Annotated in this window: 22 protein-coding genes and 2 pseudogenes; all 24 read left to right on the top strand. The window is 47.2% G+C overall.

Annotated elements, in window-relative coordinates:
* Positions 1-1163 (top strand): annotated as a pseudogene (locus XI25_RS03185) (helicase-related protein); the annotation flags it as partial.
* 523 nt (positions 1164-1686) lie between these two features.
* Positions 1687-2274: a ComF family protein gene (locus XI25_RS03190; RefSeq protein WP_235439631.1), complete on the top strand. Its 588-nt coding sequence runs from the start codon at positions 1687-1689 to the stop codon at positions 2272-2274.
* Between the two features lie 111 nt (positions 2275-2385).
* The gene (locus XI25_RS03195) at positions 2386-2802 is read left to right on the top strand and encodes a TIGR03826 family flagellar region protein (protein ID WP_046677341.1); all 417 of its coding nucleotides are present in this window, start codon (positions 2386-2388) and stop codon (positions 2800-2802) included.
* A 338-nt stretch (positions 2803-3140) separates the two neighbouring features.
* Complete coding sequence (flgM, locus tag XI25_RS03200) at positions 3141-3425, top strand: flagellar biosynthesis anti-sigma factor FlgM (RefSeq protein ID WP_046677342.1); 285 nt, start codon at positions 3141-3143, stop codon at positions 3423-3425.
* A 9-nt stretch (positions 3426-3434) separates the two neighbouring features.
* Positions 3435-3938 carry a flagellar protein FlgN gene (locus XI25_RS03205; RefSeq protein ID WP_046677343.1) on the top strand — a complete coding sequence of 168 codons (504 nt, stop codon included), beginning with the start codon at positions 3435-3437 and terminating at the stop codon, positions 3936-3938.
* Positions 3939-3954: 16 nt separating this feature from the next.
* Positions 3955-5547, top strand: coding sequence for a flagellar hook-associated protein FlgK (flgK, locus tag XI25_RS03210; RefSeq protein WP_046677344.1), 1593 nt, complete (start codon positions 3955-3957; stop codon positions 5545-5547).
* 41 nt (positions 5548-5588) lie between these two features.
* A complete protein-coding gene (flgL, locus tag XI25_RS03215) occupies positions 5589-6485 on the top strand; it encodes a flagellar hook-associated protein FlgL (protein WP_235439632.1) in 897 nt (298 codons plus the stop codon).
* Between the two features lie 143 nt (positions 6486-6628).
* Positions 6629-6820: a flagellar assembly protein FliW gene (gene fliW, locus XI25_RS35660; RefSeq protein WP_268794459.1), complete on the top strand. Its 192-nt coding sequence runs from the start codon at positions 6629-6631 to the stop codon at positions 6818-6820.
* A complete protein-coding gene (fliW, locus tag XI25_RS03220) occupies positions 6750-7058 on the top strand; it encodes a flagellar assembly protein FliW (RefSeq protein WP_268794457.1) in 309 nt (102 codons plus the stop codon). The genes fliW (XI25_RS35660) and fliW (XI25_RS03220) overlap by 71 nt, the downstream gene beginning before the upstream one ends.
* A 2-nt stretch (positions 7059-7060) precedes the next feature.
* Positions 7061-7294, top strand: coding sequence for a carbon storage regulator CsrA (gene csrA, locus XI25_RS03225; RefSeq protein ID WP_046677346.1), 234 nt, complete (start codon positions 7061-7063; stop codon positions 7292-7294).
* A gap of 147 nt (positions 7295-7441) precedes the next feature.
* Entirely contained in the window at positions 7442-8212 is a 771-nt protein-coding gene (locus tag XI25_RS03230; protein WP_046677347.1) for a flagellin N-terminal helical domain-containing protein, read from the top strand.
* Positions 8213-8382: 170 nt separating this feature from the next.
* Positions 8383-8760: a flagellar protein FlaG gene (locus XI25_RS03235; RefSeq protein ID WP_046677348.1), complete on the top strand. Its 378-nt coding sequence runs from the start codon at positions 8383-8385 to the stop codon at positions 8758-8760.
* Between the two features lie 78 nt (positions 8761-8838).
* Positions 8839-10287: a flagellar filament capping protein FliD gene (fliD, locus tag XI25_RS03240; RefSeq protein ID WP_327204717.1), complete on the top strand. Its 1449-nt coding sequence runs from the start codon at positions 8839-8841 to the stop codon at positions 10285-10287.
* A gap of 15 nt (positions 10288-10302) precedes the next feature.
* A pseudogene (gene fliS, locus XI25_RS03245) lies at positions 10303-10687 on the top strand (flagellar export chaperone FliS).
* Positions 10684-11028, top strand: a complete 345-nt coding sequence (locus XI25_RS03250) for a hypothetical protein (RefSeq protein ID WP_046677349.1) — start codon at positions 10684-10686, stop codon at positions 11026-11028. The pseudogene fliS and the gene XI25_RS03250 overlap by 4 nt, the downstream one beginning before the upstream one ends.
* A gap of 196 nt (positions 11029-11224) precedes the next feature.
* Complete coding sequence (locus XI25_RS34025; protein WP_235439633.1) at positions 11225-11527, top strand: hypothetical protein; 303 nt, start codon at positions 11225-11227, stop codon at positions 11525-11527.
* Entirely contained in the window at positions 11481-12119 is a 639-nt protein-coding gene (locus XI25_RS34030; protein ID WP_235439634.1) for a 6-hydroxymethylpterin diphosphokinase MptE-like protein, read from the top strand. The genes XI25_RS34025 and XI25_RS34030 overlap by 47 nt, the downstream gene beginning before the upstream one ends.
* Before the next feature lie 4 nt (positions 12120-12123).
* Complete coding sequence (locus XI25_RS34035) at positions 12124-13032, top strand: hypothetical protein (protein WP_235439635.1); 909 nt, start codon at positions 12124-12126, stop codon at positions 13030-13032.
* A 38-nt stretch (positions 13033-13070) separates the two neighbouring features.
* Positions 13071-14090: a UDP-N-acetylglucosamine 4,6-dehydratase family protein gene (locus tag XI25_RS03260; protein WP_046677350.1), complete on the top strand. Its 1020-nt coding sequence runs from the start codon at positions 13071-13073 to the stop codon at positions 14088-14090.
* Entirely contained in the window at positions 14087-14794 is a 708-nt protein-coding gene (locus tag XI25_RS03265) for an acylneuraminate cytidylyltransferase family protein (RefSeq protein WP_046677351.1), read from the top strand. Before XI25_RS03260 ends, XI25_RS03265 begins: the two co-directional genes overlap by 4 nt.
* 25 nt (positions 14795-14819) lie before the next feature.
* Positions 14820-15848, top strand: coding sequence for an N-acetylneuraminate synthase (gene neuB / locus XI25_RS03270; protein ID WP_046677352.1), 1029 nt, complete (start codon positions 14820-14822; stop codon positions 15846-15848).
* A complete protein-coding gene (neuC, locus tag XI25_RS03275; protein WP_235439636.1) occupies positions 15845-16888 on the top strand; it encodes a UDP-N-acetylglucosamine 2-epimerase in 1044 nt (347 codons plus the stop codon). Before neuB ends, neuC begins: the two co-directional genes overlap by 4 nt.
* 108 nt (positions 16889-16996) lie before the next feature.
* Positions 16997-17629 (top strand): acetyltransferase, encoded by a 633-nt coding sequence (locus tag XI25_RS03280; RefSeq protein ID WP_046677353.1) that lies wholly within the window; start codon positions 16997-16999, stop codon positions 17627-17629.
* Positions 17630-17635: 6 nt separating this feature from the next.
* On the top strand, positions 17636-18778 hold the full coding sequence (locus XI25_RS03285) for a DegT/DnrJ/EryC1/StrS family aminotransferase (protein WP_046677354.1): 1143 nt from the start codon (positions 17636-17638) through the stop codon (positions 18776-18778).
* Positions 18779-19298 lie beyond the last annotated feature (520 nt).

Below are 19298 nucleotides of genomic sequence, written 5' to 3' on the forward strand. Positions count from 1 at the left end.
CGCAGCCGCGCTTGCGCGCTGCTGCCTGCAGGGTGCAGCGCAACCGGCCGTGCGGGGCACGGCCGGGGTTTCCCCCACCGTGGCCTTGGGCCGGTGGGGACTTAGCGCAGCGCAGGGCTCCGCGGCCGGCGCCGCGCTGCGGTTTTTGGCGGAGCCGGCTGCCGTAGGCTCCGCGGCCGCCCGCTTTCTGATCTGGGCGGTGACGGGGGCCGGGAAGACCGAAATGATCTTCCCGCTACTGCAGTCCGTCCTGGAGGCCGACGGGCGGGTGCTGGTGGCGGCGCCGAGAAGAGACGTCGTGCTGGAGCTGTCGCCGCGGCTGGCCGCCGCTTTTCCATCGGAGACCATCGTGACCTTGTACGGAGGCAGTCCGGACCGCTGGAAGCGCGGAACCATCACGCTTGCGACGACGCATCAGCTGCTGCGATTTAAAAATGCCTTCGATTTGGTGGTCATCGACGAGATCGATGCTTTTCCGTACCACAACGACCCTATGCTGGACTTTGCCGCCAAAGGAGCATGCAAGCCCGGAGGCAAATACATTTACCTGTCGGCAACGCCTCCCCCCAAGCTGCAGCGCGAGGCGGCTTCCGGCAGGCTGCCGCATGCCAAGGTGCCGGCCCGTTTTCACGGGTACCCGCTGCCCGTCCCCAAGCCCGTTAAGATGCCGTCGGTAAAGCAATGTCTGACCCGGAAAAGCCTTCCTTCCGCCTTGGTTCGTGAGTTGAAATGCTCTCTCGAGAGAGGGGCGCAAGTGTTTTTGTTCGTATCGCGGATTCGTCATATTGAACCGTTCTTAAAGCTGCTCTGCCGTCATATTCCCGGTATCTCCATGGAGGGAACCTCTTCTATAGATCCCGAAAGGGCCAGCAAGGTTTTAGCTTTTCGTAAGAGGCAAATCCGGCTGCTGGTCACCACCACCATATTAGAGCGAGGGGTTACCGTACCCATGAGCGACGTTTTTTATCGTCGATGCGGACAGCGAGCTTTTCGATGAGGCCGCCTTAATCCAGATGGCCGGACGGGCAGGGCGTTCCAAGGATGATCCTGCGGGGAAGGTGGTATTTGCGGCTCCTCAGCGGACCCGGTCCCAACGTTCGGCCGTGAACCAGATCAAGCGTATGAACCGGATCGCCGCAAAAGGCGGTTATTTGAAAGTTTGAGAACTATGGCACGATGACAGCGCATGTGGTTGACCACCGTCATGTGAGGCGAGCACCGCGCGCTGGGAGCTTCGCTCGGTGCGGAAAAGATTCTGAAGCCTCAATGTTTGGGTGGCTGTTACGCACTTGCCCGGTGAGTCGTTTACAAGAACTGCGGGATCTCCTTTCACTTTTGGTGCTTCAACGTGATTCCAGCCATCAAGGAAGGAGCTGCCATAAAAATAGGAGGGGACCTTGCATATGCTTTTCGATTTTTTTGGACAGGCTTTTAAAACCGTTTCATACGCTTCTTGCTCCTGCCGGGGGAGCTTGCCTTGCCTGCGGCAGAACGGCTGAACTGCACAGGGAACATTTCGGGGTATGCAGGTCTTGTTACCGGTCCATTTCCTGGATAATGAAACCGAGGTGTCTATATTGCGGCAGACATTTCGGTTGCCCGGACTGTACCCGTTCCGATGCCGGTCCGTGGCATTTTGTCCGAAACCGCAGCGCGGTGGCCTACAATGGGGATATGAGGGAATGGTTGGCACAATATAAATACCGCGGAAATGAAAAATTTGAATTTTTGCTGTCCAGGATGCTCACTCAAGCCTATCGCCAAATGCAGCAGGAGTTTGATGATCAGCTCCGGCAGGGGATTCGTTCTCAAACGCTGGCCGGTTCCGGGACCCCTATGAATCCATACTGGCAGGCCCATCTCGTGACATCCGTACCGATTAGCGAATCCCGGCTGAGGGAGCGCGGTTTTAACCAGGCGGAAAAGTTGGCCCGGGGTTTGGCTTCTGCTTGCAGGCTTCCGTATGCCGAGCTTCTTGTGCGGGCACGCCACACGGATAAACAGAGCTTTAAAGGCAGAATGGACCGTTTGAAAAACATGGAGGGGATTTTTGATTTATCTCCGGGCAGCGGGGGCCATATCAGCAGATTCTACAAAGAACATATCAGGTCGGAAACTTTGTTCAACCCCCATGCCCCGCTTAGAATTCTGCTGGTCGACGATATCTATACGACGGGAAGCACGGTGAATGCCTGCTCGGGGATAATTAAAGCTGCGGGAGAGGCTGCAGGGACTCCCGTTGAAATATACAGCCTGACCTGGGCCAGGTCTTAATAGAAATAGGAGAAAACACATATATTTTTCCTCTAAAAAAGATAGACGTAGGGCCTAATATAAGATAATCTATGGGTATCAAGGATCTATGCGTCATGGAGGGCGGTCAGTATGAATCTGGGGAATTGTCCTCGGTGCGGCAAGTTGTATGCGTTGAACTTCCGGGATATGTGCTCTGATTGTATGAAACAAATCGAGGTCGAGTACCAGGATTGCGCTAAATTTCTGCGGGAAACCAAAGGGGCGACCATTCACGAAGTTTCCGAAGCGACAGGAGTTTCGATTCGACAGATTACGAAGTTTATCCGGGAAGGCCGTATTTCGATTGCCAACGCACCGAATATGTCGTATCCCTGCGAGGTTTGCGGCACGCTGATACGCGAGAATAACATGTGTGAATCGTGCAGGGCTAGGTTGACGAAGGAGCTTAGAAACGCGGCTTCGGACGAATCCGGGGAAGGCCGTGATCAGGATAAGAAGCAAGGGCAAACCACCTATAGAGCTGTAGACAAATTACGCAAATACTAAAACGCTACAATCGAACTATTAACTATGTTTCATTTCCGGCCGATAATCTTAGTAAAGGTTATCGGTTTTTTCACATTATGATCCGAGAAGCGTGAGTTTTCAGGTATCCGCAGCTTGGATCGACGGAAAAACTTCGCTAAACGCGCTCTGTCTTCCGGGTAGTATGTCGATGGATGTTTTTTCTTAGAATATAAGAAAGTATAATTCCTTTATACTTGGCTTATATCCTCGCGGAAATGCTCCTTCGTTATGGAAGTATTATGCCGTTTCTGTTTGTCAGGCTATTTTTACAAAATGTTTGTATAGGTTTTTTTCTATATAAGAGGAAGGTGAACGTTATGAAGATCAACGAAACCGGACGTGTAGGCGCAGTCCAATCGTACCAGCGAAATATGGAGACCCCAAGGCAGGAGCAGCATCAGAAAAGCCGCCGTAAAGATGAGGTTTCCATATCAACGGAGGCGATGGAGATGCTTCATGCTCAAGAGCGTGCCGGAGATCCGGAGCGTGCACGAAAAATACAATCTTTGAAAGAGCAGGTGGCTTCGGGAACTTATCAAGTCAGTGCCGATAAGCTTGCTGAGAAGCTGCTGCCTTACTTTAAGCAGTTTCCCGAGAATTAAGGTGAGATCATGGGCGTACAGGTTTTGATCGATTCCTTGGAAAGACTGGAAGCCGTTTATACGGAGATGCTGGCTTTAGCCGATTTCAAGAAACAAGCGATTATGGATAATGATGTGGACGAAATCATCAAACTTCTCAACCGTGAATCCAAAGGGATGAAAACCATCGAGCAGTTGGAACGAAAGCGGGCGGATGCGGCCTATGCGTTTTTGCAGGGCCATGGCGTTAAATCGCAGTTGGAGTTGACGGTTACGGAGCTCTCCCGGCTTGTTTTTGACCCGGAGGAGAAAAAGCGCCTGCTTGATGTGCAGTCCAGATTATCCAGTATCCTGCAGCAGCTGAAGCAGAAGAACGATTTGAACCAGCACTTGATACAGCAGTCTTTGGAATTCATCGATTTCTCCTTGGACATGCTGACCGGCAAATCCTTGCAAGAGGAGGCCATTTACCACCATCCGTCCGACCGTGGCGGAAGCACAGGACGACCGGGCCTGTTCGATACCCGAGCGTAAACAGGAGGATTTTGTCATGCGATCTACTTTTCATTCAATAGAAACGGCCAAGCGAAGCCTGTTTACCCAAACAGCCGCTCTCGGAACGACCGGGCATAACATCGCCAACGCCAACACGGAAGGATATTCCCGCCAAGTGGTAAAAATGCAGGCATCCATTCCAATGGAGGCTTACGGAATGTTCCGCTCGACCGCCCCTGGTCAGTTGGGTACAGGCGTGGAATTTACGAGCATCGAGAGGATCCGCGAAAAGTTCCTTGATTTTCAATACCGCGGCGAGAACAGCGCTTTTGGCAGCTGGAACGTTCAGTACGACACGCTCGATAAACTGGAAGCCATCATTAATGAGCCTTCCGAGAGCGGAATTCGCAAGGTCATGGATAAGTTCTGGAATTCATGGTCGGAGCTTTCCAAAAGCCCGGACGATCCAACCTCCCGTAAAATCGTGAAGCAGACGGCCGAAGCGCTGACCGATGCTCTGAATCATATGAGCACGCAGCTTGATAATCTGAGCAATGACCTGAATTCCAACATTGATGTAAAAGCGAGGGAAATTCAGGGCTACTTAACGTCCATTGCGGATTTGAACAAAACGATTACCCGCATCGAAGGGCTGGGAGATCATGCGAATGACCTTCGGGATCAGCGCGATTTGATGGCCGACAAGCTGTCCAAAATCATCGACATTTCGGTAACGGATGGCGAAGACGGCTATAACATCTCCCTTGGCGGGCAAAACCTCGTAGAGGGTGAAACCGTTACGGCGGTCGTGGACAATGCGTTTCTGAACACTGCCTTTGCAAGCGGCGATCTTAAAGGCGGGGAAGTTCATGGAATGATCATCTCCAAGGATCGGCTGGTGGAAGACTACCGGAACCAGATCGATGTGTTGGCTAACACGCTAGTCAACGGTGATGTGGAAGTGAAGCTTCCTGCTGGTGTTATGCCGCCGGAAGGAACGGTCCTGACCTCCGACGCTGAAATCTCGGTTAATGGAGTTGCGAGCACATTGCCTGCCGGTCAACCTATGCCCCTTGGAGCGGTGCTCCAAAAGGACGTATCCACTGTGGTTAAAGGGTTTAACGGCCTGCACCAGCTTGGATACACGATGGATGGATCTACCGACAAGGGAGTTCCTTTCTTTACGGCGGCAGACGGCGGAACGGCGATAACCGCCGGCAACATCCGCCTGAATAAGGTCATTTCCGGTAACCCGGACAAAATTGCGACGTCCATGCGTCTTTCGGCGAACGGCAGCTCCGTCATTAAAGGAAATAATGACCTGGCGAAGCTTTTGACCAACCTGAAAGGCTCTCCGTTTACCATGCCAGGCGGAACCAGCAAATCGACCATTGACGGTCTGTTCAGCTCCATGGTCGGACAACTGGGCGTGCAGGCGCAGGAAACGCATCGCCAGGCGGAAAACTCGTCGTTTCTCGTTACGCAGGTCGAAACCCGCCGCATGTCCGTCAGCGGCGTTTCCCTGGATGAAGAGATGACCAACATGATCAAGTTCCAGCATGCTTACAGCGCGTCATCACGGTTTATGACCACCTTTGACCAGTTGCTGGACAAGCTGATTAACTCCACCGGCGTGGTAGGCCGTTAAAGGAAGGTAGGTAGAATAGCATGCTAAGAGTCACCTCTAATATGATGAGCAGTCAGCTAATGATGAACCTGAACCGGAACGCCAGCCGGATGAACGATACCCAGCTTCAGATGTCTACCGGCCGCAAAATTAACAAGCCGTCAGACGATCCCGTCGGCATTACGTATGCTCTTCGCTATCGAGGAGAGCTGTCCTCGAACGAGCAGTATCAGAAAAATGTGGACAATGCCATGTCGTGGCTAGATTTTACCGATAACATGATGGATCAGGCGGGAAACGTGCTTCACAGACTGAAGGTGCTTACGGTTCAAGGTTCCACGGGGACCAATCCGCAAGCTGCGCTGGACAGCGTAAGCCAGGAAGTGGCGGAATTAAAGGAGCAGCTTGTCGATATCGCGAACAGCCGATTGAACGGTAAGTATGTATTTAACGGTCAACAGTATGATAAAGCTCCTTATTATTTTCCAAATAATCCCGATGGTTCGACCGATACATCAAATGCCGGCTCGATCATGACCGATACAGGGGCGGTAGAATACCTTGTAGGCGAGAATGTAAAAATCGGGATCAACGTTTCGGGGAATGACGCTTTCGGTACAGGAAACGAAAACGTATTTGTAATGATGGACCGGATTGCCCAAGCGCTTTCGGCAGGGAATCAAAGCGCGGCAAGTGCCGAATTGGCCAACATTGAGGCGAGTATGGACCGGATCCTCAACATGCGTGCCGAAGTGGGGGCAAAGACAAACCGCGTTGAATTAATTGAAGGACGGCTCGGAGATCTTGAACTTAACCTCAGTAAGCTCCAAGCTAAAACCGAGGACGCGGATTATGGCGAGTTGATCATGCGCTCGCAAATCCAGGAGAATATATATAACGCATCCTTGTCGGCCGGTGCAAAAATCATTCAGCCGTCACTGGTTGATTTCCTGAGGTAATTGAATAACCGGATGGATGTTGTAAAATGATTAGAAGATGGGTATGAAACGCAGGAAGCCGTAGATGATCGTATAAGCGTCTATGGCTTTCTTTTCATTTATTTTAAGCTTAGGAGTGATCCCCCATGTTAATAAATACCTTTATGTTCGGCGAAATCGATATCCCTGAAGACCAAGTTTATGATTTCCCCAAGGGAATTCCGGGGTTTGAGGATGAGCGCCAGTTTGCGCTGATCTCGGAAGAGAACAGCCCTTTTTATATACATGCAGTCTCTGCAAAACAAAGACCTTTCGTTTGTTGTAACGGATCCTTTTTCATTCTACCCGGACTATGAGTTCGAGCTTCCTGATAGTGAGGCGGAAGAGCTCGGAATCAGTGATGAATTATCCGTAAAGTGCATCATCACAGTTAGAGAAAAAATAGAAGAATCCACCGTAAATCTCTTGGCACCGCTGGTATTTAACCTTAAAGAGCGGCTCGCGAAGCAGATCGTTCTCCATAAAGTCCCTTACCAGACCCGGCACCTGTTATGGGAGCAGACCCAAGGACTGAACGAAAAGGAAGGTGTGTAGGCATGCTGGTGCTTTCTCGCAAGGTAGGCGAATCCATTGTGATCGGGGATCAGATCGAGGTCACGGTTCTTAGCGTGGAAGGGGAAACCGTGCGCGTGGGAATCAAAGCCCCAAAGCATGTCGATATTTTCAGGAAAGAAGTATATCTTTCCATTCAGGAATCTAATCAGGAGTCTGCAAAACCGACCCAAGCCAGAATGTCAGCGTTAATGAAAATGGTTGACGATAGAAAATAATTTGATAAAAAATCGATTTTGCTATTAAAAGTCGATTCCACCTGACGATATATATAATAGAGCGGTAATTCTTCAGGGCGGCCGACCTGTGAAGACGCTACTACCACATGGACGTGGGAACAAACCATTTCAGGGAGGAAATAAACAATGATTATCAACCACAATATTCCAGCATTGAACACACACCGCAACATGGGTCTGAACACAAACGCTACAAGCAAAAACATGGAGAAACTGTCTTCCGGTCTTCGCATCAACCGTGCGGCTGACGATGCTGCAGGTCTCTCGATTTCCGAAAAAATGCGCGGTCAAATCCGCGGTCTTGAGCAAGCTCAACGTAACGTTCAAGACGGTATCTCTTTTGCTCAAACAGCTGAAGGAGCAATGAACGAAGTCAGTGCCATGCTGACTCGCATGAAAGAACTGGGCGTTCAACAAGAGAACGGAACATACAGCGTTGGCGATAAATCCAATATCAAAGCCGAACTTGGACAATTGGGCGCACAGATCGACAGCATTCTGTCCAACACGAAATTTAACGGAATCAACATTTCCGGCGGTTCCGTTTCGATTCAAGCAGACGATGCTTCTTTCAAAATTACAATCAACGGTATCAACTCCACAAACTTCAGAGGTCTGAAATCGGACGTAAAACTTTCTGCAACTACTGCTGCTATCGAAGCTGTTGCTAAGCAACGTGCTCAGTTGGGTGCCGTTCAAAACCGTCTGGAATACACTTCCAACAACCTGGGCACAACCGTTGAGAACCTGTCCGCTTCCGAATCCCGTATCCGTGATACTGATATGGCGAAGGAAATGGTTAACCTGTCCAAAAACAATATCTTGCTGCAAGCTTCCCAATCGATGCTCGCGCAAGCGAACTCTGCGCCTCAAGGCGTACTGTCCCTACTTCGTTAATTTTGGACAAAGTATACTCCTTCAAAAGATCCTGCTATTGGCAGGGTCTTTTTTTTTTATATTTTCGTAAATATCTGAAATATTTATCCGATATATAAGATAACAGCAGTAACAATCTGACTCTGATCGGACATACAACGTTTATTAATTCTTATGTGGAGGTTTATTATATGGATCCGATGATCTCATCCAGCACAGGAAGTGTTCCGGCAATTTCGCAAACATCCGTTAACAAGCGCGATACTTCCTTGGAAACGGAAAAAAATCAGCTTACCACCCAAGCTGTTCCTGTAGCATCTGGCGCAGGAGGAAAACAACAGCAATCGATGGAGGAAGCCATCGAACAGCTACAAAAGGCTATCGATGCGATTCAAGGTCCGCAGAAAACGCTTGAATTCTCGATTCATGAAAAGACCAATGCCGTTATGATTAAAGTTTTGAATAAAGAAACCGGTGATCTTATTCGGGAAGTGCCGCCTGAGAAGATCCTGGATCTGGCAGCCAAAATGATGGAAATTACAGGGGTCATTATCGACAAAAAGGTATAAGGAGATGAACAAATATGGTAAGCAGAATTAGCGGTCTAGCTTCTGGAATGGATATTGATGCAGAGGTTAAAAAAATTGATGACAGCGCAACGAAAGCCGCTTGATAAACTTAATCAGCAGAAACAATTGCTAGAGTGGAAGCGTGAGAGCTATCGTGAAGCCAGTACAAAACTGGTATCTTTCCTGCAGGACAAGCTGGGAAAGTTAAGTCTGAGTAGTGCCATTAGTGCCCAAAAGGCAAACATAACAGGCAATACGGAAGCTTTATCCGCCGTTGCCTCGTCAACGGCTAGCGGTGTTATGGAGATTACGGTTCAGAATCTCGCGACGGCTTCCCGTATGGTGAGCACAAGTGATGTTAATAAAACCGATGACACCAATCTATTGAGTTTAGGAATTACTGCAGGAAAAGTGAAGATCGGTGGCGCCACTATTGAGGTGACTTCAACGGATACCATCAACTCATTTGTCCAAAAAATCAACGAGAGCAAGGAAGCCGGAGTCACCGCCATTTACGACGCAAAATCCGGCCTGTCTCTAACAAGCAAGACTACAGGAGCTACTGAGATTAACTTAACAAATGAGGACGGATCTGCAGGCAGCGGAATAGCTAAACAAATAACGGATGCATTTAAATTAACATCAGTGAAAGGTACGGATGCCGCTTTGACAGTTAATGGTCTTGCGATCACGAAACCGTCAAATTCCTTTGAACTTAACGGCGTATCGATCACGCTTAAGAACCCTACACCGACTGGGGGTGCCTCAACCCGGGTGGAGGTTACCAAAGATACCGATAAATTGGTGGAGAGCGTTCAAAGCTTTGTTGATGCATACAATGATGTTTTGGGACTATTAAACGGCAAAGTAAATGAAGAGCGTTATAAGAAATATACGCCTCTTAGCACGGAAGAAAGAGCGGGGATGAGTGATGAGGAAGCAAAGCTCTGGACTTCAAAAGCCAAGAGCGGCATGCTGAAGAATGACAGCATTTTGGTGGAAACCATTTCCCAAATGCGTACGGCGATGTTACAGGGTGTAGACATCGGGAGAGTAGTCGATGGAGTGAACAAGCCGTTAATGCTCACCGAGCTTGGGATCACGACGGGCACCTACGATACCCGTGGCAAGCTTGTCCTGGATAAGGATAAACTTCGCACAGCTCTTGAGGCCGATCCTGAAATCATTAACAACTTTTTTGGGAAAAAAGATCCTGCCACTTTGTTATCCAATGAATATACACAGCAGGACGGGGTATTTGCTAAATTAAAGAAAATATCAAATGTCAGCCTTCAGAAGATGGCGGAGACGGCAGGAACTTCGCGGGTCAGCAGCGATCTATCCTCAACGTTTATATCGACAAGCTCCATGGGTGAGCAGTTAACGAGTCTCGAACGTCGGATCAAAGATATGACAAGTCGTATGAATAGAATCGAAACCAACTATTTCAAGAAGTTCAGTGCGATGGAAACAGCGATTAACCGCTTCAACAGTACGTCGTCGAGTCTTGCGGGCTTTATGAAATAAAGGAGGTTTTTACCATTGATTAACTCCCCCTATCAGAAATATCAGCAGATACAAGCTCAGACCGCATCGAAACCCAAACTTCTAATCATGCTTTATGATGGGGCTATCCGTTTTGTCCGTTCCGGAATCGAAGGAATAGAAGAACGGAATATTGAGAAAACGAATACGAATCTATGCAAAGCGCAGGCCATCATCCATGAGCTTATATCTTCACTAAATTTCGATTATCCGATTTCAAACGATTTGGTGCGTATTTACGATTATATGGTTAGTTTACTTATTACGGCTAACGTAAAAAAAGAACGCGGCTCCTGCCAAAGAAGTGCTGGAGCATTTAAGCGAACTAAGGGAAGCTTGGATTGAAGCAAGCAAAATGCCGGGAGTCGGTGGTGCTGTATGAGCGCAGAAGAAGTAACCAAGCTTATTCAAGAACTGGAGACGCTGACAAGGCATTTGATCGACAACCTGTCCAATACCGATGAAGAAGGTTTTGAACAATTTACAAGCAAAAGGCAAGACATTGTTGAACAGATGGAAAAAAACCGTACTGCAATGAGCGAGAACCATAAGCAGCAAATAGGAGAAATTTTAAAGTGTGATCCATTCATTCTTGAACGGATGCAGGCTTTGAAAGATGAAGCCGGCAATTGGATGGAAAGAAGAACATCTATCCGCGTACAGCAGAATGCATACCTTCAACCTTACTCCCATGACAGTTACTTTATAGATCACAGAAAATAGGATAGCGGTTGTTTCGCAAGAAAAAAGATGCATCGCTTGGTGATAGTTGGATCGTTACTTGATTCGATTATTGCTAAGAGGTGCATTTTTTTATTAAGGACAGAGGGGGTTTTTTTTGAAGAAATGTTCACTCCCCTCTAGTAAAGACCGATATATTTATTAAAGAAACAATTTACCTTGGATTGGTGGTATCTTCATGTCTAACTTACTATATAATAGCAGTTTCCTAGAGAAAAGATTTCCGCATATCAAGATTAAGCTAGAAACTTTAGAAACGGAAAAACGGACCCAATTGGGTTTATGTGAGGAGCCGATTGAAAAGGACGTAGCGTGGCTTCAAGCGGTGGAAAACTCAATCAAAGATTGCAAAATCGTTTTTGTTTATGGATTTGGAAGAGGACTCGGCATAGCGGATTTGCTTGATCAGTATCCGGATCGATGGTTTTTCGTATATGAGCCGAATGAAAGCCTTTTTTTACCAGACAATTTCAGAATATGATGTCAGCCTTATATTGGAACACCCCAATTTTTACTGGTTGTCTGTTGGAGAGTCGCAACTAGAGAAGCTGTTTTATATGGTATGCAGTTACATGCAGGATGAAATGGCTTTTGTGGCATTGAGACATTACTTGCAATACGACATGGAACTTTTAAGAGGAATTAAAAAGAAATTTTTAGAATACAGAGATACATTTTTTGAAAATAAATTTACCGAAAATCGTTTTCGCGAGGATTGGACTCAAAATTTCTTGTACCATATTTCCGACACGCTTAACACCCCATCGATTGAGCAACTATTCTATGCTTTTGAAGATACTACCGCAGTTGTCGTGTCATCAGGTCCTTCCCTCAATGAAGATATTGAATATTTAAAGAAATTACAGCCGCACGTACTTATTATTGCAGCTGGCTCCAGTATACAGGCACTTATCAAGCAGGGGATTCGCCCACACCTAGCCGTTATTTTGGACGGACATCCGATTAATATGGACATTTTCTCCAATTCGGAAACCTTGAAATGTCCTTTGTTGTTTACGACCTCTTCTTATTATGGAGTGTCTGATTTAAAAAAAATCCGAGAAAATTCATAGCATCATGAAGAGTGACGCTGTATCTCAATACTTTTTACAGATAAATAGAGATAGCCTCTTTATTTATCCCACTGCAACCGTTGCTGGTACGGCTATCCAAGCGGCGGCTTGTATGGGAGCCAAGAGAATTATATTGGCTGGTCAGGATCTATCTTTTTCAAATCAAAAATTTTATACTGACGGAATTACCCACTTTAACAATGAAAACCTAAATTCAACGATAAAAGCTGCCAATCAAGAAGTGCCGAATGTAAAGGGCGGCTATAATTTAACTGATATTAGTTTCCTCTCCATGAAAGAGAATATTGAAAAATTAATTACCCTGCTTCCCAAAATCGAATTTATAAACACCAGCCGCCATGGAGCGATCATTGAAGGAGCCCCCTTTAAGCCAATAGAAGAGATTTATGACCAGCTTGTATCCGGCAAAGTAGAACCTAATGCGGTCGCCGATTGGATTAACAATAACTATCGTGCGATGGACCATGATCGTGTGCGTTACGTTAAAGAAAAAATGGATTTAACGCTTGTGGATCTGTTAAAGGTTCGCACGGAGATTAAGGTAATACAAAAGCATCTGAGCAAGGTGCGTGAACTAAGCCGAACCAAACCTGTCAAAGCTCAAAAGGAATTGGAAGTCATTGAGCTGTTGTGGGGCCCTATAGCAAAAAGAGATTGGTTTGCGCCTCTGATAGAATCAATTATGCCTCTGCAAATTGCCAAGTTTGATCAGCTGCTGCCAAACATCATTACAGAACAAAATCTAATCCGTAAAACCGACTTGATTTATGATCATCTGGGAGGGCTGCTTGTTGAAATTGATGAGCGCATCCCGCTGCTTCAAGAGATGTTTTTGGAAGCTATCAATCGAATAAACAGAATTTGTGAATCGGATTTGGACGGAACATGTTAAGGTATTACATCAGAATGTCTTATATCCGGAGGTAAGTTATGTTTACAGATAAAGTGGTATTGGTAACCGGTGGGACAGGCTCCATCGGCAGCGAGATTGTTCGAAAATTATTGGCGTTTAATCCCAAGGCTTTAAGAATATACAGCCGGGATGAAAGCAAACAGTTTAATATGCAACAGGAGCTAAAAGAATTCGATAATGTCAGATATCTGATAGGGGATATTAGAGATAAACAAAGATTAAGCTATGCCATGGAGGGAGTGGATTATATTTTCCATGCGGCGGCTCTGAAGCATGTTCCCTCTTGTGAGTATAACCCCATGGAAGCCGTCAAAACCAATGTGATCGGCGTACAGAACTTAATCGAGGCTGCTATTGAGAACAATGTTGAAAAGGTTATTTCAATTAGTACGGACAAGGTTGTAAACCCTACGAACACGATGGGGGCGACTAAACTTTTGTCCGAGCGGCTAATCTCTGCAGCCAGCTTATACAAAGGGAGTAAACGAACCATATTTTCCTGCGTACGGTTTGGCAATGTGATGGGTTCCAGGGGCTCGGTCATTCCGTTGTTCCGGGATCAGATCACCAAGGGGATGCCGGTCACGGTTACGCATAAAGACATGACCAGATTTATGATGTCCATTCCCCAGGCAGCCCAGCTGGTTATTGACGCGGCTCATTATTCCCAAGGAGGGGAAGTGTTCGTGCTCAAAATGCCGATCCTCAAAATCACTGACCTTGCTCAGTGCATGATCGAATCCTATCAGGAGGCCTCAGGTAGAATGTACTCCGGAGAAGTGGTTGAGACAGGGATCCGCCCGGGAGAGAAGTTATACGAGGAGTTGATGACGCTCGAGGAGTCGGAAAGGGCACTGGAGAATGAAAGAATGTACATCATCCCCTCTTCTTTCATAACAAAAGAACCGCGGTATGAAGGATTCAAGAAAGCGCCGCGCCAAGAATATTCATCGATGACGGCGACCCAGATATTTGCAAAGGATATCAGGGAACTAATCGAGAAAAACGGCTTGGGTTTCAACAGAGGCGTCATATGAAAAAGCATCTCGAGTGTTTAGCGATTATCCCGGCCAGGGGCGGTTCCAAGGGGGTCCCCCGCAAGAATCTGCGATTGGTAAACGGAAAGCCGTTAATACAGTATACGATTGAAGCTGCTTTAGGCAGCTGCTGCATAGATGAAGCGGCGGTTTCCACGGATTGCCCCGAAATCGCGGCGGTATCGGCACAAGCCGGAGCGAACGTGCCGTTTATGCGGCCGGCCGCTCTGGCCGGGGACCATTCCACAACCATCGATGTATTAAAGCATGCCGTTGAATTTTATGAGCAGGAGCTCCATATCTATTTCGAACATATTGTACTCCTGCAGCCGACCTCGCCGCTTCGAAATTCCAAGGATATCGAAAAAGCCTACGGCATATTTCTTCAGAATAACGCAGACTCGTTGCAAAGCGTGTCGCCTGCAGCTCAGCATCCTTATTTACTGAGGAAATTCGAGGATATGCAGTTGAAGCCTTATCAAGCGGTCGAGGACGAGAGATTAAGGCGTCAAGATCTGGAGGAGCTCTATGTTTTAAATGGGGCTATATATATCGTGAAAAAAGAAATCCTTATGAATGAAAACTCGCTGGTAGGACGTAAAAACTGCGGTTATATTATGCCCAGAAGCCGATCCATCGACATCGACGATGAACTGGATCTGGAAGTGGCGCAAGTTCTTTTGCAAAAAACGACGGATCTTTAATTAGGATTGGGAGGAGTGGTTAGCCATGCGTAGAACACGAATTGGCGAAGGCGGGCATTCGGCTTACATCATCGCCGAAATCGGCGTCAACCACAATGGCTCGCTTCAACGGGCAAAGGAGTGCATTGATCAAGCCGCCGCTTGCGGGGCGGATGCCGTCAAATTTCAAACCTTTAAGAGTGAGAAGCTGGTAACAAAACAAGCGAGGAAAGCTGCTTATCAAACGGAGAATACACGTTCTTCCGAAAGCCAGCTTGAGATGCTGCGGCAATTGGAGCTGAGCTTTGGGGACTTTATTTCTCTCAAGGAATACTGCAAGGAAAAGAATATCGATTTTCTCTCCACGCCGTTTGATGAGGAAAGTGCCGATTTTTTGAACCGTATCGAGGTTGACGCCTTTAAAATCGGTTCTGGAGATATGAATAACCTGCCTTTCCTTGAAAAAATCGATCGGTATGGCAGACTGGTTATTTTGTCCACAGGAATGGCGGATCTCAAGGAAGTGGAGTTATCCCTTAGCGTATTTAAGGAGAGCAGCGTGGCTCTCCTTCATTGTACCTCGGACTATCCGGCTCCCTTGGAGGACGTAAATCTGCTTGCCATGAGAACGATGGCCGAGAAATTCGGTAAGGTCACGGGATATTCCGACCATACGGACGGCATAGAGATTTCTATAGCGGCTGCGGCATTAGGAGCAAAAATAATTGAGAAGCATTTTACCTTGGATCGTTCGCTGCCCGGGCCGGATCACAGGGCTTCCATAGAGCCTCAGGACTTCAAACGCATGGTTCAAGCCATCCGCAATGTTGAGTCAGCCCTCGGTGACGGGATAAAGAGGTGCATGCCATCGGAAGAGAGCACCAAACAGGTGGCCCGAAAAAGCATCGTCATGTCACGCAGCAAGAGGGTGGGGGAAATCCTGCAGGAGGGTGATCTGACCATAAAGCGTCCGGGAACGGGAATCGAGCCGAAATTTTATCGCGATTTATTAGGCAAGCAGTTATTGAATGACGTTCAAGAAGACCAATTGCTTCAATGGAGCGATCTCAAATGAAAAAAGTAATGGTCGTTACCGGAACAAGAGCCGATTATGGCATTTATTATCCTATATTGGAAGCTATCGAAAAGGACCCCGCTCTGGATTTGCACTTGTTAGTTACTGGAATGCACTTGTCTCCCCAGCATGGCTATACGTTGGATCAGGTGAAGAGGGATGGATTCAAAGTTTCCGCCCAAGTGCATTGCCTCCTTCAAGGCTCCACTCATTCGAATATGTCTCGGGGAATCGGTATGGCTGTCATGGGAATGACGCAAGCCATCGAGGAACTGGAGCCAGACAGCGTAGTCGTCCTTGGAGACCGCGGGGAGATGCTCGCGGGAGCTATTGTTTCCTCTTATATGAATATCCCGTTATTTCATTTGCATGGCGGTGAGGTTTCCGGAACCATAGACGAATCGGTCCGGCATGCCATCAGCAAGCTGGCCCATATACACCTTGCTGCTACGGAAGGAAGCAGGGAGCGACTGGTCAAGCTCGGGGAAAACCCATGGAGAATCCATGTGGTAGGTGCGCCAAGGTTGGAAACCATAACAAAAGCAACGTTCCCTGAATGGGAGAATGTCGCTCAAAAGTATGGATTACCCTCGTCCAAAGAATATATTCTGTTTGTGTACCATCCAGTCACAACCGAGGCGGAAGACCTTTTGATGCTTCGGAGGATGCTGGACGCTCTTTTGGACAGCAATAAAGAGATCGTCTGCGTTATGCCGAATTCGGATGCGGGAGCTGATGCAATCCTTGACGTATATGGCTTTTATTCCTCTCATGAAAGAATGCATACGGTAACCAACTTTGACCAATTGGATTACCTGTCAGCGTTGAAAAACTGCACGGCTCTCGTTGGGAATTCCTCCTCTGGGATCATTGAAGCTGCTTCCTTTCATATTCCGGTCATCAATATCGGAAACCGGCAAAATGGAAGGGAGCGCTCCGCCAATGTGGTGGATATCCCGGCAAGCGAAGCGGCCTTATCCGCTGCACTGGGGGAAGTTCTTGATCCTTCATTCCAGAAAAAAAATGAAGACGGTCCATAATGTGTACTTTAAAGAAAATACAAGCAAAGCGATCATTGACATATTAAAGCGCACTTCGTATTCTCAAGAGCTTATTCAGAAAACCATTACCTATTAGGAGGGCGACCCTTGAGTTATATCGTTTTCGGGGCTGGTGGTCATGCCAAGGTCGTGGTAGAGATTTTGCGTTCCCGCTCCGAGACCATCCTTGGCGTCATGGATGATCATTCTGAAGAGAAAGTGTGGAACGGACTCCCGGTTTTGGGAGGGGCCAATCGTATATACGAGTTAAAGGTGCGATACCCAGATGCCTTGTTCTTGGTGGCTATCGGAGACAATTCAACAAGAATGAGTATCGTTGCTCAGCTGGATAAGGCAGGGATTCGTTACGGGACAGCCGTTCATCCGAGTGCTGTTGTAGCATCGGATGCAGCGTTAGGGGAAGGAACGGTTGTCATGCCAATGGCAGTCATTAATTCAGCCGCTGAGATCGGGAATCATGTGATTATTAACACGGCTGCAACCGTAGACCATGATTGCCGTATTGCGAATTTTACGCATATCTCTCCCGGCGTAAATCTGGCGGGCGGCGTAAAGGTGGGAGAAGCAGCCCACATTGGAATAGGCGCTGCTCTTATTCCGGGTGTCACGGTAGGGGCCGATACCATTGTCGGAGCGGCCTCATGCGTGATTCGGGACCTGCCGGACAGAGTAGTGGCTGTCGGTTGTCCAGCCAAAATCATAAAAAATCGTAAGGGATGAGACAGGATGTTAAATCGCGACAGAATCTATCTATCGTCTCCACACATGAGTGGATTGGAACAGCGGTATATCTCGGAAGCGTTCGAAACGAACTGGATTGCGCCCTTGGGCCGAAATGTGGATTGTTTTGAAAAGGAACTGGCTGAATACGTAGGAAGCAAAGGAGCCGTCGCTTTAAGTTCCGGAACAGCCGCTATTCATTTAGCTTTGCTCTTGCTTGATGTAGGAAAGGACGACATCGTATTCTGCTCGTCCCTTACTTTTGTTGCGAGTGCGAACCCGATTTTGTATCAAGGGGCTATTCCTGTATTCATAGACTCGGCACCGGATACCTGGAATATGTCGCCGGAAGCCTTGGAGAACGCGCTTAAAGATTATGCAGCCAAAGGACTGAAGCCCAAGGCCGTCATAGTAGTCAATCTTTATGGTCAAAGTGCGGATTATAAGCGATTAAAAGACATCTGCGACGAATATGAGGTGCCGATCATAGAAGATGCTGCCGAATCGTTGGGGGCTTCATGCGGTACCCAAAAGAGCGGAACCCTTGGCAAATTCGGTACCTTTTCTTTTAACGGAAATAAAATCATAACGACTTCTGGCGGGGGGATGCTGGTTTCGGATGACATGGATCTGTTGTCCAAGGCCAGGTTTTACGCAACGCAAGCTAAAGACCCTGCCCGGCATTATCAGCACAGCCAGGTTGGTTACAACTACCGTTTGAGCAACGTTTTGGCGGGAATTGGACGGGCGCAGCTTCAAGTGCTTGATGATAGAATCTCCCGGAAGAGAGAGATCTATAATTTTTATTGCGAAGCTTTGTCGGAAATCGAAGGAATATCGTTTATGCCTGACGCGGTCTATGGTAAGTCAACACGGTGGTTGACGGCCATGATGTTGGACCCGGACAAAATAAAAGTATCTGCCGGCGATATCGTAGATTACCTCGAGCAATATAACATTGAATCCCGCCCGGTATGGAAACCTCTCCACATGCAGCCGTTATTTAAAGGCGTTGAGTATTATAAGCACAGTGACAACGACGTAAGCCGCGAGTTGTTTGAGGGCGGTATTTGTTTGCCATCGGATACCAAAATGAGCCAAGAGGATCAAATGTTGGTTATAGGCAAAATAAAAGATAGATTAATTTAATCAACAGGGAAACAAACATAACGGTTCATAGATTAAACAGTAAGGAGAGCGGTAATGAGCATAAATTCGCAACTTAAGGAGATTAAAGATTTTGTTTCGGCAAATCAGTTCGTGGACCTCAACTGCATCGTAATGTTAGAACAGATGATGAATTCATTAAAATCGACCTATGAAAATGGTAGTCTAAACGAAAGATTTTTTTATTGTTTCGGAGATAGAAGACATACAGTCAAATGTCCCGGGATTAGCATTATATTTTAATTCCTTTTTACTTTCATGTACACATGAGCAACAATATTTAACTTTTATTTTTGATAGCGTTGAAGCGGAAGGTGTTGGGATAACCCCGCTTCATTTTGTATATTGGCAAATTACCAGGCTGCTGTTTGTAACACCTGAATTAAAAACGGAACTAAATAAAAATAGACTTAGGAAACTGTACCATAAATATTTTGAGTTTTTTAACAGCCAAATCTCCCATGAAAACAACTGGATTTCATTGGAGGAAAGACGGCAGGAT

Origin of the sequence: Paenibacillus sp. DMB20, assembly GCF_000987955.1 — a bacterium.
GTDB lineage: Bacteria > Bacillota > Bacilli > Paenibacillales > Paenibacillaceae > Paenibacillus_AQ.

Bases quoted from the DNA above. Each gene is read 5' to 3' on its own strand.
- XI25_RS03235 (WP_046677348.1), top strand. From the start codon at position 8,383: ATGGATCCGATGATCTCATCCAGCACAGGAAGTGTTCCGGCAATTTCG.
- neuB (WP_046677352.1), top strand. From the start codon at position 14,820: ATGCGTAGAACACGAATTGGCGAAGGCGGGCATTCGGCTTACATCATC.
- flgL (WP_235439632.1), top strand. From the start codon at position 5,589: ATGATGAGCAGTCAGCTAATGATGAACCTGAACCGGAACGCCAGCCGG.
- XI25_RS03230 (WP_046677347.1), top strand. From the start codon at position 7,442: ATGATTATCAACCACAATATTCCAGCATTGAACACACACCGCAACATG.
- fliD (WP_327204717.1), top strand. From the start codon at position 8,839: ATGACAGCGCAACGAAAGCCGCTTGATAAACTTAATCAGCAGAAACAA.
- XI25_RS03205 (WP_046677343.1), top strand. From the start codon at position 3,435: ATGGGCGTACAGGTTTTGATCGATTCCTTGGAAAGACTGGAAGCCGTT.
- fliW (WP_268794457.1), top strand. From the start codon at position 6,750: ATGCAGTCTCTGCAAAACAAAGACCTTTCGTTTGTTGTAACGGATCCT.
- XI25_RS03285 (WP_046677354.1), top strand. From the start codon at position 17,636: ATGTTAAATCGCGACAGAATCTATCTATCGTCTCCACACATGAGTGGA.
- XI25_RS34035 (WP_235439635.1), top strand. From the start codon at position 12,124: ATGAAGAGTGACGCTGTATCTCAATACTTTTTACAGATAAATAGAGAT.
- csrA (WP_046677346.1), top strand. From the start codon at position 7,061: ATGCTGGTGCTTTCTCGCAAGGTAGGCGAATCCATTGTGATCGGGGAT.
- XI25_RS34030 (WP_235439634.1), top strand. From the start codon at position 11,481: ATGAGCCGAATGAAAGCCTTTTTTTACCAGACAATTTCAGAATATGAT.
- fliW (WP_268794459.1), top strand. From the start codon at position 6,629: ATGTTCGGCGAAATCGATATCCCTGAAGACCAAGTTTATGATTTCCCC.
- neuC (WP_235439636.1), top strand. From the start codon at position 15,845: ATGAAAAAAGTAATGGTCGTTACCGGAACAAGAGCCGATTATGGCATT.
- XI25_RS03250 (WP_046677349.1), top strand. From the start codon at position 10,684: ATGAGCGCAGAAGAAGTAACCAAGCTTATTCAAGAACTGGAGACGCTG.
- XI25_RS03195 (WP_046677341.1), top strand. From the start codon at position 2,386: ATGAATCTGGGGAATTGTCCTCGGTGCGGCAAGTTGTATGCGTTGAAC.
- flgK (WP_046677344.1), top strand. From the start codon at position 3,955: ATGCGATCTACTTTTCATTCAATAGAAACGGCCAAGCGAAGCCTGTTT.
- flgM (WP_046677342.1), top strand. From the start codon at position 3,141: ATGAAGATCAACGAAACCGGACGTGTAGGCGCAGTCCAATCGTACCAG.
- XI25_RS03260 (WP_046677350.1), top strand. From the start codon at position 13,071: ATGTTTACAGATAAAGTGGTATTGGTAACCGGTGGGACAGGCTCCATC.
- XI25_RS34025 (WP_235439633.1), top strand. From the start codon at position 11,225: ATGTCTAACTTACTATATAATAGCAGTTTCCTAGAGAAAAGATTTCCG.
- XI25_RS03265 (WP_046677351.1), top strand. From the start codon at position 14,087: ATGAAAAAGCATCTCGAGTGTTTAGCGATTATCCCGGCCAGGGGCGGT.